The following is a 16,480-nucleotide window of genomic DNA, read 5'->3' as shown; positions in this document are numbered from 1 at the left end:
GACGGTCAGGGGCTCAGGCGGCGGCCGAAGGGTCGCCCTGGGTTTCGGCGTCGTAGGCGCCCGCGACGAGCTGGCGGCGCAGGAGCTTGCCGACCGGCGATTTCGGGATCTCGGCGACGAAGACGTAAGCACGGGGCCGCTTGTGGCTCGGCAGGCCCGCCTCGCGGCAATGGGCGTCGAGGGCGGCCTCCTCGACCGGGCCGCGGCGCTTGACGAAGGCGGTCACCACCTTGCCCCAGCGCTCGTCCGGCAGGCCGACCACCGCGACCTCCGAGACGCCCGGATGCAGGGACAGGCAGCTCTCGATCTCGACGGGCGAGACGTTCTCGCCCCCCGTGATGATCATGTCGTCGACCCGGCCGGTGACGAAGACATCGCCGTCCTCGTCCATGAAGCCGGTATCACCCGTGAAGTACCAGCCGTTGCGGAACGCCTTGGCGTCGGCCTCCGGGCGGCGCCAATAGCCCTCGAAGGCCTCGTCGCCGCTCGCGATGACGGCGATCTCGCCCTCCTCGCCGGGCGCCGCGCTCGCCTCCGGATCGGTCGCCCCGAGGGGCGCGATCCGCACCATGGTGTTGAGCCCGGCGCGGCCCGCCGATCCGGGCTTGCCCGCGGCATCCTGGTTGATCGTGAAGGTGTAGACCTCCGACGAGCCGTAATGGTTGACGAACAGCTCCGGCCGGAACGCCTCGGTCAGTTTCTTCAGGAGGCCGTCGGTCATCGGCGCGCCCGCGAAGCCGAGCTTGCGCACCGAGGAGGTGTCGGTGGCCGCGAAATCCGGGTGATGGACGAGGTCGTGATAGAGGGTCGGCACGAGGTAGAGGTTGGTCACCCGCTCGGCCGCGATCAGGCGCAGCGCCCCGGCCACGTCGAAGCGCGGCAGGCACACGAAGGTGCCGCCGATGAGCGACATGGCGAGCAGCGAGCGCACCCCCATCGTGTGGTAGAGCGGCATGACGCCGAGCGTCCGCTCGCCGCGCCCGTAGAGGTTCTGCGCCACGTGGGCGAGGGCGGCGGCGCGCTCGGCGCGGTGGCGGCGCGGCACGCCCTTGGGCTTGGCCGTGGTGCCCGAGGTGTAGAGCATCAGCGAGATCGCCTCGGCATCCGCCCGGGGCTTGGCCGGCGGGGCCTCCCGGGCGGCGAGATCGGCGAATCCGGTCTCGCCGGGCTCGGGCGGCACGCCGACGGCGATGCGCGGGAGGTTCCGCGCGGCCGCGCTCGCCCGCAGGCTCGCGGCCGAGACCCCCTCGTAGGCGATGGCCTTCGCCTCCGCGTTCTCGACCGCGAAGTCGATCTCGTCGGGGCTGGCGCGCCAGTTGATCGGCGTCAGGACGAGGCCGGCGAACTGGCAGGCCCAGTGGAGCGTCGCCGCCTCCACACGGTTCTGCAGCACCGTGACGAGGTGGTCGCCGGCCTTGAGGCCGAGGGCGTCGAAGCCTGAGACCACCGAGGAGATGATCCGGTACCACTGCGCATAGGTGAGCCGGGTCTCGCCGTCGACGATGGCGAGTTCCCGCGGGTCGCGCGAGACGCTCGCCAGGAAGCTGGTGCCAAGGTCAAGCATGGGTCGAAATCTCCTCGATCGCTTCGCCGCGCAGCATGGCGGCGGCTTCGACGGCAGCCTCGATGATCGGGGCGTAGCCGGTGCAGCGGCAGAGATGCCCGCCGATCACCTCGGTGAGTTCGGCGCGCGTCGCCCGGGGGCGCAGCCGCAGAAAGGCATCGAGCGACATCAGGATGCCGGCGGTGCAGAAGCCGCATTGCAGGGCATGGTGGCGCCGGAACGCCGCCTGGAGCACCCCGAGCCGTCCGGGCTCCGGCGCCAGCCCCTCGACGGTGCGGACCTCGCAGCCCTCGACGCCGACGGCGAGCGTCAGGCAGGCGCGGGCCGGCACGCCGTCGATCGCGACCGTGCAGGCGCCGCAGACGCCGTGCTCGCAGCCGACATGGGTGCCGGTCATCCCGAGCCCGTGGCGCAGGGCGTCGGTGAGCAGCGTGCGCGGCTCGACCTCGACCCGGGCCGGGGCGCCGTTCAGGGTGAAGGCGACGCTATGGCGGCGCTCCGCATCTAGCCGTGGCATCGGCGAGCCTCCTCTCTGGCCTCTTCCAGCACCCGGCGGCCGAGACGGCGCACGAGGTCGCGGCGGTAGCGCGCCGTCGCATGGACGTCGTCGCCCGCGCCGAGGTCCCACGCGAAGGCGTTGAGGGCGTCGTCGAGGGCGGAGCCGTCGAGAGGCGGGAAATCGCGGGCGGTCGGCCGGTCGGCGACGCCGCCCACGGCGAGCCGCATCCGCCGGCCGTCGACCACCGCCGCGCAGGCGACGATGGCGAAGTCGCCGTGACGCCGCCCGACCTCCGCGAAGGCGTAGCCGGTGCCGGGCGCGCGGGTGGGATAGCCGATCGCCTCGACGAGCTCGTCGTCGGCCCTGTCGGTCACCATCATGCCGACGAAGAAATCCTCCGCCCGCACGCGCCGCGCCCGCTTGCGGGAGCGCAGATGCACCTCGCCGCCGAGGGCGACGAGGCAGAGCGGGATCTCGGCGCTCGGATCGGCATGGGCCACGGAGCCGCACAGGGTGCCGCGGGCCCGGGTCTGGACATGGCCCACCCAGGGCAGGGCGGCGGCGAGCAGCGGCAGGTCGTCGGCGAGCCCGGGCCGGTCGAGCAGGATCGCCTGGCGGATTCCGGCCGGGACCACGAGGGCGCCGCCCTCCAGGCGGGGCTCGCGCAAGGTGCCGATCCGCATCACGTCGACGAGGATCGCGGGCTTCGTCAGCCGCATGTTCAGCATCGGCAGCAGCGACTGGCCGCCGGCGATGACGCGCGCCTCGTCGCCGTGGCGGCCGAGCGCCTCCAGCGCCTCGTCGAGGCTGCCGGCGCGCAGGTAGTCGAACCGGGCGGGCTTCATGCGGAGATCCCCAGAAGCGCGAGGAGGCGGCGCAGCAGGCCCGGCGCGGCGCCTCCGCCGGCCCGGCGGGCGAGGGCCGAGAAGAACCCGCCGATGATCACGCGGGCCGCGCCGTCGAGCAGCCGACCGCCCACCGCCGCGACCTTGCCGCCGACCGAGGCCTCGTAGGCATAGCCGATCCGCGTGCCGCCCCGGCCGTCCGGCTCCAGGGTGATGCGCCCCGTGCCGCCGCCATTGCCGAGCGCCCCCGTCACGGTGCCGGAGAGCGTGGCGGCCCGGGGCGGATCGAGGTCGGAGAGGGTGATGTCGGCCTTGTAGCGGCCCTTCACCGGCCCGACGCCGAGGGTCACATCGGCGCGGAAATGCGTGCCGGACAGCTTCCTCACCCCGTGCGCGCCCGGGATGACCGAGGCCAGCACCTCCGGATCGAGCAGCATCGCCCAGACCGCCTCCGGGGCCGCCGACACCGTGGCCGACCCGTCCCCGCGCATGGTCCGATCGCCCGGCTTGGCCGCGGATCGCGGAGCCGCCCCGTGGCCCGCCGGGGGAGCGGGCTCCTCCTCGCGCGCCGCCAGGGCGGCGAGCTTGGCCGGGGTCAGCGGCAGGTCGATGGAATCGAGGCCGAGCGCATCGGCGACCGCATTGGCGAGGCAGACCGGCGTCGACATGCAGTTGCCTTCGCCGACCCCCTTCGCGCCGAGCGGCGTGAAGGGCGAGGGGCTCTCGACATGCAGGACGGTGAGTTCCGGCACCTCCGCGGCGGTCGGGAGCAGGTAGTCGGCGAAGGTGCCGGACAGGAAGGCGCCGTCCTCCCCGTAGGACAATTCCTCGTAGACGGCCGCGCCGAGCGCCTGCGCGAAACCCCCGCGCACCTGCCCCTCGACCATGCCGGGATGCAGGATCCGGCCGCAATCGTGCATGGAGACGTAGCGGTCGATGCGCAGCTGGCCGGTCACGGGATCGACCTCGACGCCGCAGAAGTCGAAGATGAAGCCGTGGCAGAGCGACGAGTTGACCGCGTCGCCTTCGTCCGGCGCGGTCAGTTCCGGCGGCGTCCAGAACGCCGTCTCGCGGATCACGGCGCCGACCTCCTCCGGCACCAGGCCCGGCGACCAGTGGCTGGTCGCGGCGACCCGGGCGAAGGGAAGGGCGGCATCCGGGTTCGTGCGCGAGGCGACGCGGCCTCCTGCGAAAACGAGTTCGTCGGGCCGGACGTTGAGCTGCGCGGCGGCGACGGCCGCGAGCCTGTCGCGCAGGCGCGTGGCGGCCTGGTGCGCCACCCCGGCGACCGCGGCGGCGAAGCGGCTCGAATAATTGCCCGAGGCGATCGACCACGCGTCCTTGGCGGTGTCGAGGTCGGCCGTCACCCGGACCTGATCCATCGGGATGCCGAGGACGTCCGCCACGACCTGGGCGAGCACCGTGCGGTGTCCCTGGCCCTGGGGCACGGAGGCGACCTGGACGGTCACCGAGCCCACCGGGTCGAGGGTGATGGTCGCGGTGGCCTGCGCGCCATTCTTCGGGCCGGCCTTGGCGCGCTCGGCCGCGGTCAGCACCGTCGTGATGTAGCCCATGTTCGAGACGCTGGGCTCCACCGCGGCGGTGAGCCCGATGCCATAGAGCCGGCCCTCGGCCCGGGCCGCCGCGCGGCGGCGGCGCAATTCCTCCAGGCCGCCGTCCCGGACCGCCTCGTCCAGCGCCCGCTGGTAGTCGCCCGAATCGTAGAGCGCCCCGGTTGCCGTCCGGTACGGAAAGGCATCGGCCGGGATCAGGTTCCGCCGGATCACGTCGAGCGGATCGAGCCCCAGGGTGACGGCGATGCGCTGCACCAGGCGCTCCAGGGGGTAATAGACCTGCGGACCGCCGAAGCCCCGCACGAGGCCGGTCGGCGTCTTGTTGGTCAGGACCACCCGGTTGCGGATGCGCACGTGCCGGATCGCGTAGGCGCCGGTCATGTTGCCGTGCATGCGATATAGCGTGGCCGGCTCGGGCGCGCGCAGATAGGCTCCGCAATCCTCGACCTGGTCCCAGTCGAGCGCGGCGATGCGGCCCTCCTCGTCGAAGGCTGCGGTCAGGGTGGTGACGCGGTTCGTCGCCGAGACCGAGGCTGCGAGATGCTCCAGCCGGTCCTCGATCCACTTGACCGGGCGCCCGACCCGGCGGGCGGCGGCGGCGATCAGGACGGCGTAGGGGGCAACGCCCTGCTTCACGCCGAAGCTGCCGCCGGAATCGGGCGGCGTGCGCAGCCGCAGGCGGTTGCCCGGCACCTTGAGCGCCCGCGCCAGCACGGCGTGGATGCTGAACGGTCCCTGGAAATTGGCGAGGACGTCGTAGCTGTCGTCACCCGGGTCGTACTCGGCGACGACCCCGTAGGTCTCCATCGGCGAGCCGGTGTTGCGCGGGTAGCGGACCGTCACCGACAGGGTGCGGGGCGCCTGCGCGAAGGCGGCCTCCGGGTCGCCGTAGCGGAAGGAGCGGTCGCTGACGAGATTGGCGCCGGCTCCGTCGTGGAGCACGGGCGCGTCCGGCGCGAGGGCCGCCAGCGGATCGACCACGGCCGGGCGGACCCGGTACTCGGCCTCGATCAGGTCGCAGCCGTCCTCGGCGAGGTAGCGGTCCTGCGCCACCACCACGGCGACGGGCTCGCCGACATAGCGCACCCGGTCGACCGCGATCACCCGGGCATCGACGGCGGCGCGCAGGGCCGGGACGAGGGGCCCGGTGATGTCGAGAAGGTCACGGCCGGTGAGCACCGCGACGACGCCCGGCAGCGCGAGGGCGGCCGTGGCGTCGATGCCGAGGATATCCGCATGGGCGTGGGGCGAGCGCAGGATCGCCGCGTGCAGCGTGCCCGGCTTGTGCCCGAGATCGTCGATGTAGCGGCCGCGGCCGGACAGCAGAGCGGCGTCCTCGACGCGCTCGATCGACTGCCCGACGAAACGGCGATGCGCGATGCCCAAGATCCGTTTCCTCACGCGAGGCTCGTTCCGTGCGGCCTCGTCGCGGGCACGATGCCCCCGGCAGTCGGCCCGGCGCGACGCCGAGGGGTCTCGCGACTTACCCAGACGTCTCAAAATGTCGGGGAGGGCTTGCGCGCGGCAGCGGCGCAGGGGCCGAGGAGCGTGGCGCCTTGCGCATCCTGAGGCTCCATACGGTTTCCGGTTGATCTGTTCGGAGACGAGAGGGCGCGGGATCCCCTCTCCCGAGTGGGAGAGGGGTTAGGGTGAGGGTGCACGGGTTCAGGATTGAGCGCTGAGCGTCGCGCTGGCAGCGGCACGGTTCAGGATACTTGCTGCACCGTCTCCACCCTCACCCCTGCCCCTCTCCCACTCGGGAGAGGGGTTCCCGCGCGTCCTCGTCTCCGAACAGATCAACCGGAAACCGTATCATCCGTCAGGGCGGGGCAGCCGGTGGCGAACTCATCCGACATCCGGTCGCTTGCTTGCCCATGCGGATGTCGGGTTCAGGTGCCGCGCGGGTGCGATGATCCGAGGAAACCTCCGGCAGAGGCCCGGGCGGGCGCTCAGAGCGTTGCAGCGGCGGTCCGGCGCACGATGCTGCGAAAGACGCTCGGCGGCACGCTCACGTGGTCGCGGAAGAAGCGCGAGAAATGGGCGGGCGCCGAGAAGCCGAGCTTCGTCCCGAGTTCGGCGAGGCTCTCGTCGCTGCCGACGATCGCCTCCACGGCGCGTTCGACCCGGATGGCATTGAGGAAGACGTGCGGCGAGGCGCCGGTCGTCTGTTCGAACAGGCGGTAGAAATGGGCACGCGACAGGCCCGCCTCGCGCGCGAGCGCCTCGGCGCTCAGGCCGAGCCCATTCTCCCCGCGCATCCGCGCGATCGCGCGCTGCACGCGCCAGTCGCCCCGCGGGCGCCGGCTCGCCTCGCGCAGCGACAGGCCGACCTCGCGCCACTTCGTGAAGCGCTCGATCAGAGCGACCATCAGCCCGGGCAGCAGCTCGTCGCGGATGCGCTTCGAGCCGGGGGCATAGACCATCTCGGCGGCGAGGTCCCGGACGAGCCCCCGGATCGGAGCGGTCACGAGGCCGACGGGCTCGTGGAAGAAGCCCGGCGCGCCGCTCGCCGACCAATTGTGCCGGAAGGCGCCGAGCCATGCCGGCTCGATGTAGAGGGCCAGGATCATCGCCGCGTCGCGGCGTGGATCGTGGAGGTAGGCGTGGGTCTCCCAGGCGTTGACGAGCACGGCCTGCTCGTCGGTCAGCCGGACCACCCGGTCGCCGACGAGGAACTGCGTGTCGTCGCCCTCGACCTTCAGGAGCACGTGGCAGTGGGGATGCGCGTGCCGCACGAGCCCGCGATCCATGTCGAGCAGGGCGACCCGGCCGAAGTCTCCGTAGGCGATCTCAAGAGCCTCAGACATCGGAAGAGTTTAGCATCCGGCGCAGGACGCAGCCAGCCGTGGGCCCGAATCGCCTCGGGCGATGGCGTCCGGCTGATTCTGCACCCCCGGCACCACAGGAGGAATGGGCGGCCCAGGCGGCCGCCCTGCCGATCGCCCGGCCGCCTACTCCCGGGACAGCGATGGGGCCGGGACCGCCTCCTGCGCGCGCGTGCCCGCTCCCTTCAGCAGATGGTCGACCCCCATCACGACGAGGGGAATGACGAGCGCCACATAGGCGTTGTCGATCCCGAAGGGGTCGCCGGCCAGGAACCATCCGATCGTCAGCACGAGCGAGGCGAGAATGCTGACCACCGCCGACCGCGGCCGGGCGACGTGCGGGGCATAGAAGGCGAAGAGCACGAGCACGGCCAGGGTGGTCCGCAGGGACTTGGCCAGGAAGGTGACCTTCAGGATGTCCGGGGCGTAGATGGCGAGCGGGATCGGAGCGAGGCCCACGAGCACCGTGGCGACGCGCACGAAGACGAGCGAGCCGCGCGTCTCCTCGCCGCCGCGGAGAGGCAGGTAGAAGTCCTTGTAGAGGAGCGTGGCCGCCCCGATGCTGAGGGCCGAGATCGTCCCGAACAGCGAGCCGGCGAGCCCCGCCACGACGATGGCCGCGAGGAGATCGCCCATCCGGGCGATCAGGGCCGGCAGCGCCTGGATCGGCGGCAGCCCCGGCAGCAGCGCGCCGGCGCAGACGCCGACGAGGGCCGCGAGCAGGCCGAAGGGAATCAGCAGCACCGCGCAGTAGAAGCTCGCCGCCTGGGCAGTGCGCCCGTCCTCCACGGTGTTGATCGCCTGGATCACGTACTGGGTCGAGAAGACGGCGCCGATCCCGGCGACGAGCCACGCGAAGATCTGGGCCCAGCCCACGGTATCGGCCGCGAACATGCGGGGCGGCACCTGGGCCTGCAGCGCCGCGAGGCCGCCGACCTGCGACAGGGCGAAGGCGGCGGCGACCAGGATGCCGATATACTTGACGAGGGCGTGCAGGACGTTGGTGTAGATCACCGAGCGCATGCCGCCCATGCCGACATAGAGCGTCGCCACCGCCCCCGTGATGATGATCGCGGTCGTGCGGTCGACCCGCAGGAGGCCGGCCAGGATGGTGCCGCCTCCCGCATAGGTCGAGACCGCCACGATCTGCAGCGCGAAGATCATGATGACGGAGGTGGCGAGCTTCGTCGGCCGGCCATAGGCGCGGGCGAGCGCGCCCGAGATCGTGTTCTCGCCGAGCGTCTTGAAGCGATGCGCCAGGAAGCAGGCGTAGAGCACGAAGCCGATGGCGAGCGCCACGATGTTCCAGGCTGCGGAGAGGCCGACCGAGACGGCCGTCTGCGTCGTGCCGACGCTGGCGGCGGTTCCGATGAATTCCGACATCAGCAGGAAGCCGATCAGGAAGGCGGGGTAGCGCGTCCCGCCGGAGGTGAAGCTCCCCGCACTCCTGGCGTAACGCCGGGCGGAGAGGCTGATCAGCCCCATCGCCGCCATGTAGGCCAGCGTGAGCGACAGTACGATCCAGTTCGGCTGCATGGCGGGCCGTCCGTCAGACGTCCAGACCCGCGCGCAGGGCGCAGTGGCAGAGCATGGTTCCTCCCGTTTCGTGTTTTTGGTCTCCCGCGCAGGCCGATATCTGCGGGCGCGCGACCTTCACTGCGGGATCGTGCGTGCGGTTGAACTATTCATCAAATAGAGAAAACTGATCCTGCCGATCAGGAACAATGATGCCTTCTGACGGCCACCAGGTTCGTCGGTGCATGTCCACCCGCCTGCCGGCCTTCGACGCAGGCTGCGGCGAGCAGGGCCATCGGCTGCCTGACGTGCCGGGCGGACCGCCCGGCTGGCCTTCAACAAGGGTGAGCGTCCCCGAACAGCCAGGCCCCATAGCCTACGACGGCGTCGCGCGAGCCTGCCGTATCACCCGAATTGCACAAGGCAAGCCGCTGCGCCTCGAGGCCCCGCCGGGTTGTCAGGACGAGCAAGCCCGCAATCGCCAGATACCCGCAGGCGTCCCCGGGACCGAGGCCGGCCCAGGTTCCACGCTCGATCGCCACGGCGGTGTCCGCATCTCGGAGCCGCGCGGTCTCGTAATCCTGGAAGTGGGACAGATCGGAGCTGACGACGATCACCGTTTCCGGCCCGCCCCAGAGCCGGTCCAGAACAGCGGCCACCTCCTCGGGGCGGGCATCACCAACGAGCAGCGGCACGGCCGCAAACCGGGAGAGGAGAACCTGCAGGAAGGGGAGTTCAACCTCCAGGGCGTGCTCGGGAGCGTGGGGCGCGTCGGCGGCTTGCACGCCCGGCATCTCGGCACTGACCGCAAGCGCGTTCAGGTCCAGCGGAACACGGCCGAGCGGCGTCTCGAAGCCCTCGACCATTGGAATGCAGATCCCGCGAAACCGGATATAATGGGCCGGCCCGATCAGGATGACACGCTCGATGTCCTGTTCGGCCCCTTCCAGTGGGGCGAAGGCTGCGGCGGCGACCGGGCCGGAATAGGAATAGCCGGCATGGGGAGCGATGATCGCCTTCGGGCGACCGCTTGCGGCGGCTCGGGGGGCCTCGGCCAGGAGCCTTTCCACCGCGGAGCGGAGACGGTGCGAATCGTCCGGGTAGAACAGGCCCGCCGCAGCCGCCGGGCGTGTGGTGAGGCGGGCTGACCAGGTCGGCATGGCTTGCTTCCGCTGCATCCGATCCCTAGCTAGATGGTGCCGCATCATAGGCATTGCCAGGCATGACTGAGTTGATCGTCCCCGGCACGCCGGGCCGCTACTGGCATTCTCTCGAGGACGGGCGCATTCAGTGCGACGTCTGCCCGCGCTTGTGCAAGCTGCATGAGGGCCAGCGCGGTTTGTGCTTCGTACGCGCCCGCCAGGACGACCGGATCGTGCTGACGACCTACGGCCGCTCCTCCGGCTTCTGCATCGACCCGATCGAGAAGAAGCCGCTCAACCATTTCCTGCCCGGCACGCCCGTGCTGTCGTTCGGCACCGCAGGCTGCAACCTCACCTGCAAGTTCTGCCAGAATTGGGACATCTCGAAAGCCCGCGCCTTCGATCGCGTGCAGGATGTCGCCTCGCCCGAGGCGATCGCCGAGGCGGCGGAGCGAAGCGGCTGCCGCTCGGTCGCCTTCACCTACAACGACCCGGTGATTTTCCTGGAATACGCCATCGACGTGGCGCAGGCCTGCCGCGCGCGGGGGATCAGGTCGGTGGCGGTGAGCGCCGGCTACATCTGCGAGGCGCCGCGGGCCGAGTTCTTCCGGCACATGGACGCCGCCAACATCGACCTGAAAGGCTTCACCGAAGACTTCTACAAGAACCTCTGCTCGGCCCGGCTCGGCCCCGTGCTGGAGACCCTGGAGTATCTGAAGCACGAGACGGATGTCTGGTTCGAGATCACGACGCTCCTGATTCCCGGCGAGAACGATTCACCCGGCGAGATCGAAGCGCTCAGCCGCTGGGTCATGGAGCGCTTGGGCCCGGACGTGCCGCTGCACTTCACGGCCTTCCACCCCGACTGGAAGATGCTGGACAGGCCGCCGACACCGCCTGCCACGCTGCGCACGGCCCGACGCATCGCGCAGGATGCAGGGCTGCGGTACGTGTTCACCGGGAACGTTCACGACGAGGCGGGGCAGAGCACCTACTGCCATGCCTGCCAGGCGCGGCTGATCGGCCGCGACTGGTACGACCTCACGGCCTGGACCCTCACGGATGACGGCCGCTGCGCAGAATGCGGCACGCCCTGCGCCGGAATCTTCGAGGGCCGGCCCGGAACATGGGGCCGGCAGCGGCGCTCGCTGACGGTGCGGGAGCATGCCGTTGGGGCGTGACGGTCAGGACGACCGTCCCGCAGCGTTTCAGAGCTGATCCAGGGACGGTGCGTCACCGCCGAACCAATTGCCTTTCATCAGGCGCTTTGCGTCTTCGATCCCTTGGGCATCGCCGCGCATCTCCGCGACTCTCAGCAGGCCCGCAGCGGCCCATCCGTTGTTCGGCGAGCGTTGCAGCGCTGTCCGGAAGGCCCCCTCCGCCTCGGCGAGCCGGCCCTGCGAAGCCAAGGCCGCGCCAAGCGACTGATGGACCGGGTAGTCCCAGAAGGGTGGCTCCATGTAGGGCAGCCGGTCCTGAATCTCCGCAGCCTGCGCGAAGAGCGCAGCCGACGTCGCGTGATCTCCCGCGTTCTGGGCCGCTCGCGCCTCGATCACCTTTCCGGCAATGGCCAGGATGTCGAGGCCCGGCACGCCGGCAGCCGTGAGAGCCGCAATCTCCGGCGTCTGCGCCAACCGGTTGATGGCCTCCACGTCGGCTCTCGCCTCGTCGGCCCGTCCGAGCCGCGCGAGAGCAACGCCGCGCGCATAGTGCCACGTGGCGCGAATGAACGGGAAGCTCGTGTCAGGTGGGGCTAAGGCCAGCACGGTCTCGGGCGAGGAGAAGCGCGCATGGGCGCTGTAGGGAGCGGCCGCGATCGGCTGCGTCCAGGGCACCTCTCGCTTCGCGCGGTCCGACACGATCCCGGCGAGTTTTTCCGCAGCCGCCACCGCCGTCTGCCCGTCACCGCCCATCACCGCGGAGGCGAGCACGAAATGGACGTTGTGGGCGTAGTAGGCCTCCGAATAGAGCAGGCTCGCACCGCCTCGCCGGACGAGCATCTCGTCGACGGCGGCGGCCCTCACATTGGCGTCCAGGCTCTCGCGCCAGCGTCCCACCCGGTACCAGATGTGGCTCGGCATGTGCACGAGATGCCCGGCCCCCGGCATCAGGGACGCCAGTCTCTCCGCATGGGGAACCGCCCGCTCGGGCCGGTCGGAGGCCTCGACGGCGTGGATATACAGGTGAATGGCGCCGGGATGATCGGGAGCCGCCACGAGAGCGCCCACCTTCCGGTCGCCCAGAACGCCCTCAATGAGCTCCACCATCCGCCCCGCCTCACCTTTCGGCGTCCGCCCTCCATCGGCCCAATAATCCCAGGGGCTCAGGTTCATGAGCGCATCGGCCGTCAGCAGCGCGACATCCGGGCTGTCCGGGAACCTGGCCTGCACGGCCTTCATGGCGTCCGCATAGGCTTGGTCGAGCGCCTTGCGGTCCGCATTCGCCTCGGACGCGTAGCGATGGGCAAGCGCCTCGATGAGCGCCGCCTGGAGCGGTTCCGCTGAGGATGCCAGGCGCTTTGCTTCCGCCAAGGCGACGAGCGCCCTGGCATTGGCGTCCGCCTCCAGAGGGAAGTTGATGTGCGGCCCGAGCACCCAGGCTTCGCCCCAGAAGCACATGGCGCAGCGCGGGTCGAGTTCCTGTGCGGCCCGGAACGCGCGGGCGGCCTCGGCGTGATTGAAAGCCCACGCGAACCGGTATCCCTGGTCGAAATAGGCCCTTGCCTCCGCATGGGAGGGCCGCACCACCGCCCAGGTGAGTTGACCGAGGTTGTCGTAGAGCGGCGGGCGCTCGGAGGTCGTCGGCGCCGCAGCCCCTCTCGGCAGATCGCGACTGTAGGTTCCGAGCTCGTTGCGGGCCGGCGGAACCGGGTGCGCGGGATGTTGGGCCTGCGCCGTCAGCATCGTCGCTCCGGCGGCGGGCCGGTCGGGCGGGAGCAGGCTATGGAGGAGCCGCACGCGCGGGCTGTCATGGCTTCCGAGAGGGCAGGCCGTTGCCGCGCTCCCCATCGCCAGACCGCTTGCCGCCGTGGTGATCAGAAGAGCACGTGCGAGAGAGTGCTGACGCCGCATGGCGGAGTTGATCATCGGAGCCTCCCGTGATCACGCAGACCGACAAGCATCCTCCAGATCAATCGCGCATGCGCCAACTACAAATCTTATGAGAGCTGCGCGGAACGGCCGATCGTGGATGATCAGGCCGGCATGCGCTTCCGGCCCCGGGATGCCGGCGCTGACGCAGGGTTTTGGCCAGCCCTTATGCCATAGCCGGAAACGGGGCGGCCCAGGGGGTTGTTCCTGTCGGGAACCCCGCCACGGCTTCATGCCCTTGGTCACGGCCTGATCACGGAAGGTGAGCGAACAATGTGCTGATCGGATCCATGCCGACGTGCGATTCCTCTTGGCAGGAGCAGATCTCGGTTTTCTTTTTGCGTTGGAAAGTTTCAGGAAATATCCTCGCGAGCGCGAAGGCCCCGCTCATGGCCGGGGTGCGGGTCCGGCTGCGACGCGCAGGAAGGTCGCGATGATCCGGCTGCCGGCCCGCAGCGTGCCGGAGAGCGAGCCCGCCACCTTCGAGGCGCCCCCCGCGCGGCACCGGTAGGGCAGGGGCAGCTCGGCGATGCGCAGGCCCGCGCGGGCGGCCTGCATCTGCATCTCGATGTTCCAGCCGTAGGTCATCTCACGCAGGCGCAGCCGCGCCAGCGCGGCCCGGTCGATCGCCCGGAAGGCACACATGTCGGAGTAGCGCACGCCGTAGAGCGCCCCGATGCCGAAGCCCGCGAGGCGCCCGGCGAGCACCTGGTGCCAGAGCATCGCGCCCGGCTCGCGCGCGCCGCGGGTGCGCGATGCCAGAACGAGATCCCGCTCGCCCGCCAGCACCGGGCCGGCCACCTCCGCGACGAGGTCGCCGCGGTCGGCGCCGTCGCCGTCGAGGAAGACGAGGACGCGGCTCTCGGGCCGGGCTGCCGCCGCGCCCGCCGCGCAGGCGCGCCCGTAGCCGCGCCCGGCCGCGATCACCCGCGCGCCCGCGGCCGCGGCGGCGGCCGGCGTGCCGTCGCTGCTGCCGCCATCGGCCACGATCAGGTCCCCCGCATAGGCGCGCGGAATCTCGCGTAAGACAGCCCCGATCGTCTCCGCCTCGTTCAGGGTCGGGATGATGACGCTCACAGGCTCCATCGCAGGCCACAATTCCGGCAGGGGGCGGGGGGCGCATCCGAGAGGAGGGCGGTGCGGAAGTCGCGATAGGCGGCGCCGTTCCAGATCTCGCGCAGCGTCGCCTGCGTCGCGTCGCCGAGCGTGTAGTGGCTGTAGCCGCGCACCGAAAAGGGCGCGATGCAACAGGGCAGCGCCCGGCCATGGGCGGTGAAGTACATCAGCGACCAGGGCCGGCGGCAGGTCGCCCAGGGCTGGTCCTCGGCCTGCCGCTTGAGGCTCAGGCCCGGCTCGGTCGCCCCCGAGGCGTCGAGGGTGACGCCGAGATCCGCCCCGATGGCCTGCGCGGCCTCGATCGCGGCGAGTTCTTCGGCTCGCGTGGTCTCGAACAGCGAGAGGTCGGCCCGGGCAAGGCCGTAGCCGACCTCGTCGAAGACGAGGCGCTGCAGATGCACCTCGCGCACGCCCATCTCGGCGGCGAGGCGCACGAAGGCCGGCAGCTGCGCGATGGTGTCCTTCAGCCCCGTGAGCCAGAGCGAGACCTTCGGCGTCGCGGCCCCGACCTCCCGCTGATAGGCGACGAACCGGCCGACATCCCGCACGATCCGATCGAAGAAATCCTTGCCGCGCACCCGCAGGTAGGAGGCGCGGTCGGCCGCATCGAGCGAAACCCGCAATTCGTCGAGGCCGGTATCGATCAGCTCCTGGAAGCGCTTAGGGTTCATCAGGGTGCCGTTCGTGTTGAACAGCACGTAGGTGCCCCGGTCCTTCAGGTAGCGGATCATCCGCGGCAGGGACTTCACCAGCATCGGCTCGCCGACGCCGTGGAGCACCACGCGGGCCACGTCCGGCACCTGGTCGACGATGCGGGTGAACAGCTCCCAGCTCATGTCGGCCGGGGGTTCCAGCGTCTCGAAGGTGCGCGGGCAGGTCTCGCAGAGGAGATTGCAGCGGTTCGTCACCTCCAGATAGAGGCAGACCGGCGGCGCCTCGGATAGTGCCGAGCGCTGCGCACCGATCTGCTCGAAGTAGCGGCGCGGGTCCTTGAGCATGGCGGATGCCGGCATCAGGAGGCTCCTCTCGGACTGAAGGCGAGCGGGGCGGAGCGGGCGCGCAAGGAGGCGCGCAGCACCAGCGCCAGGGCCGGGACAAAGACGAGGCCCGGCCAGACGAAGCGCTCGTTGAACGGGTCGATGTAGAAGAGGACGGGCGCGGCCGAGAGCCAGATCACCGCCGGGCTCGGAGCCACCGTCGCGGGGAGCGCAAGCCACGCATAGTACCATGCATAATGCGGATTCGCGGCGGCGGTGGCGCAGGCGGCGAGGATGCCGGCGTCGCGGCATAGGGTGACCGGGGCGGGCACATCCGCGGGCAAAGGCCGCGTCGCGATCCGCAGCGCGAGGGCCGCGAGGGCGAGGGCGACGCCGAGCCCATAGACCCGGGCGGCCCCGGATGGCAGCGGGACGAGGTGGGACAGGCCGGCGAGTAGCCAGAAGCCCTGTCCGGTATCAAAACCCTCCTCCGCCCCGTAGGCCGGGAGGAAGCCCAGCACCTGCGCGCCCGCCGACAGGTAGGGCAGGTAGAGCGCGGCAATGATTGCGGTGCCCGCGAGGACCGGCCGCCAGAACCGTCCGCCACGCAGGAAGGCCGGCGCCACGACGACGGGCAGGAACTTCACCAGCGTCGCCGCGGCGAGGATCACCCCCGCGAGCCCGTCGCGGCGATGCACGCGGGCGAGGAGCGCCAGGGCCAGCAGCGCCACCGCCAGCGCGTCCACATGCCCGTCGCAGGCGAAGGACCACAGCACGAGCGGGTTCCAGGCGTAGATCAGCACGCGCTCCCGCTTCAGGCCGGAGAGCGCGAGCAGGCGCAGCAGACAGGCGATCGCGAGGCTGTCGCAGAGCAGCATCGCGGCCTTCATGCCGGTGACGGTGGCCGTGACCTGCCCGACGGCGGCGAAGAAGATCTGCGCGGCCGGCGGATAGATGGTGTGGGCGTAGTCGGCCCGGTTGATGAGCGGGAACACCGCCGGATCACGTAGCCGAGCCAGCGCCGGATCCGCCGGCACGTAGCGGTAGGGATTGATGCCCGCGGCCTGGACCTGCCCGTCCCAGACATAGCGGTAGATGTCGCTCGACAGGAAGGGCAACGAGGGCAGGAGGAGGAGGCGAAGGAGCGCCGCAATGGCGATCACGAGCCAGACGGCCTGCGGCGGCAGCGCCGTCCGCAGGACGTGGCGCACGGCGACGAGCCAGGCAGCGACGCTGATTGCGAGCACGCCGACGAAGATCTGGGCCCGCAGCGGCGTGCCGACCGTGTCGGCGCCGGGCAGGTGGAGCGACAGGGCGCACGCCATGAGCGCGAT

At 70.9% G+C, this 16,480-nt stretch carries 12 protein-coding genes; 1 reads left to right on the top strand and 11 read right to left on the bottom strand.

Features of this window, described 5'->3' with window-relative positions; all coding sequences use genetic code 11:
* Positions 1–13: 13 nt before the first annotated feature.
* The 7 genes from MNOD_RS15575 to amrB form a co-directional block, all read right to left on the bottom strand.
* On the bottom strand, positions 14–1,564 hold the full coding sequence (locus tag MNOD_RS15575; protein ID WP_015929885.1) for an AMP-binding protein: 1,551 nt from the start codon (positions 1,562–1,564) through the stop codon (positions 14–16).
* Positions 1,557–2,081 carry a (2Fe-2S)-binding protein gene (locus MNOD_RS15570; RefSeq protein WP_015929884.1) on the bottom strand — a complete coding sequence of 175 codons (525 nt, stop codon included), beginning with the start codon at positions 2,079–2,081 and terminating at the stop codon, positions 1,557–1,559. The genes MNOD_RS15575 and MNOD_RS15570 overlap by 8 nt, the downstream gene beginning before the upstream one ends.
* Positions 2,069–2,908: an FAD binding domain-containing protein gene (locus MNOD_RS15565; protein ID WP_015929883.1), complete on the bottom strand. Its 840-nt coding sequence runs from the start codon at positions 2,906–2,908 to the stop codon at positions 2,069–2,071. Before MNOD_RS15565 ends, MNOD_RS15570 begins: the two co-directional genes overlap by 13 nt.
* Positions 2,905–5,868, bottom strand: a complete 2,964-nt coding sequence (locus MNOD_RS15560; RefSeq protein ID WP_015929882.1) for a xanthine dehydrogenase family protein molybdopterin-binding subunit — start codon at positions 5,866–5,868, stop codon at positions 2,905–2,907. Before MNOD_RS15560 ends, MNOD_RS15565 begins: the two co-directional genes overlap by 4 nt.
* Before the next feature lie 563 nt (positions 5,869–6,431).
* Positions 6,432–7,289 (bottom strand): helix-turn-helix transcriptional regulator, encoded by an 858-nt coding sequence (locus tag MNOD_RS15555; RefSeq protein WP_015929881.1) that lies wholly within the window; start codon positions 7,287–7,289, stop codon positions 6,432–6,434.
* Positions 7,290–7,433: 144 nt separating this feature from the next.
* A complete protein-coding gene (locus MNOD_RS15550; protein ID WP_015929880.1) occupies positions 7,434–8,843 on the bottom strand; it encodes a sodium:solute symporter family protein in 1,410 nt (469 codons plus the stop codon).
* Positions 8,844–9,157: 314 nt separating this feature from the next.
* A complete protein-coding gene (gene amrB / locus MNOD_RS15545) occupies positions 9,158–9,982 on the bottom strand; it encodes an AmmeMemoRadiSam system protein B (protein ID WP_015929879.1) in 825 nt (274 codons plus the stop codon).
* A 62-nt stretch (positions 9,983–10,044) separates the two neighbouring features.
* Here amrB and amrS point away from each other — a divergent pair, with 62 nt between their 5' ends.
* Positions 10,045–11,145 (top strand): AmmeMemoRadiSam system radical SAM enzyme, encoded by a 1,101-nt coding sequence (gene amrS / locus MNOD_RS15540; protein WP_015929878.1) that lies wholly within the window; start codon positions 10,045–10,047, stop codon positions 11,143–11,145.
* 27 nt (positions 11,146–11,172) lie between these two features.
* Here the strand turns inward: amrS and MNOD_RS15535 are convergent, their stop codons facing one another.
* The 4 genes from MNOD_RS15535 to MNOD_RS15520 form a co-directional block, all read right to left on the bottom strand.
* Positions 11,173–13,050 (bottom strand): hypothetical protein, encoded by a 1,878-nt coding sequence (locus tag MNOD_RS15535; RefSeq protein ID WP_015929877.1) that lies wholly within the window; start codon positions 13,048–13,050, stop codon positions 11,173–11,175.
* 390 nt (positions 13,051–13,440) lie between these two features.
* Entirely contained in the window at positions 13,441–14,130 is a 690-nt protein-coding gene (locus tag MNOD_RS15530) for a glycosyltransferase (protein ID WP_015929876.1), read from the bottom strand.
* A complete protein-coding gene (locus MNOD_RS15525) occupies positions 14,127–15,182 on the bottom strand; it encodes a radical SAM protein (RefSeq protein WP_015929875.1) in 1,056 nt (351 codons plus the stop codon). The genes MNOD_RS15530 and MNOD_RS15525 overlap by 4 nt, the downstream gene beginning before the upstream one ends.
* Complete coding sequence (locus tag MNOD_RS15520) at positions 15,182–16,471, bottom strand: MptA/MptB family glycosyltransferase (protein ID WP_015929874.1); 1,290 nt, start codon at positions 16,469–16,471, stop codon at positions 15,182–15,184. Before MNOD_RS15520 ends, MNOD_RS15525 begins: the two co-directional genes overlap by 1 nt.
* Positions 16,472–16,480 lie beyond the last annotated feature (9 nt).

It is taken from the genome of Methylobacterium nodulans ORS 2060, from assembly GCF_000022085.1.
GTDB lineage: Bacteria > Pseudomonadota > Alphaproteobacteria > Rhizobiales > Beijerinckiaceae > Methylobacterium > Methylobacterium nodulans.
Note: the sequence above shows the minus strand (reverse complement) of the source record. Positions and strands in the feature narration are given on the sequence as shown.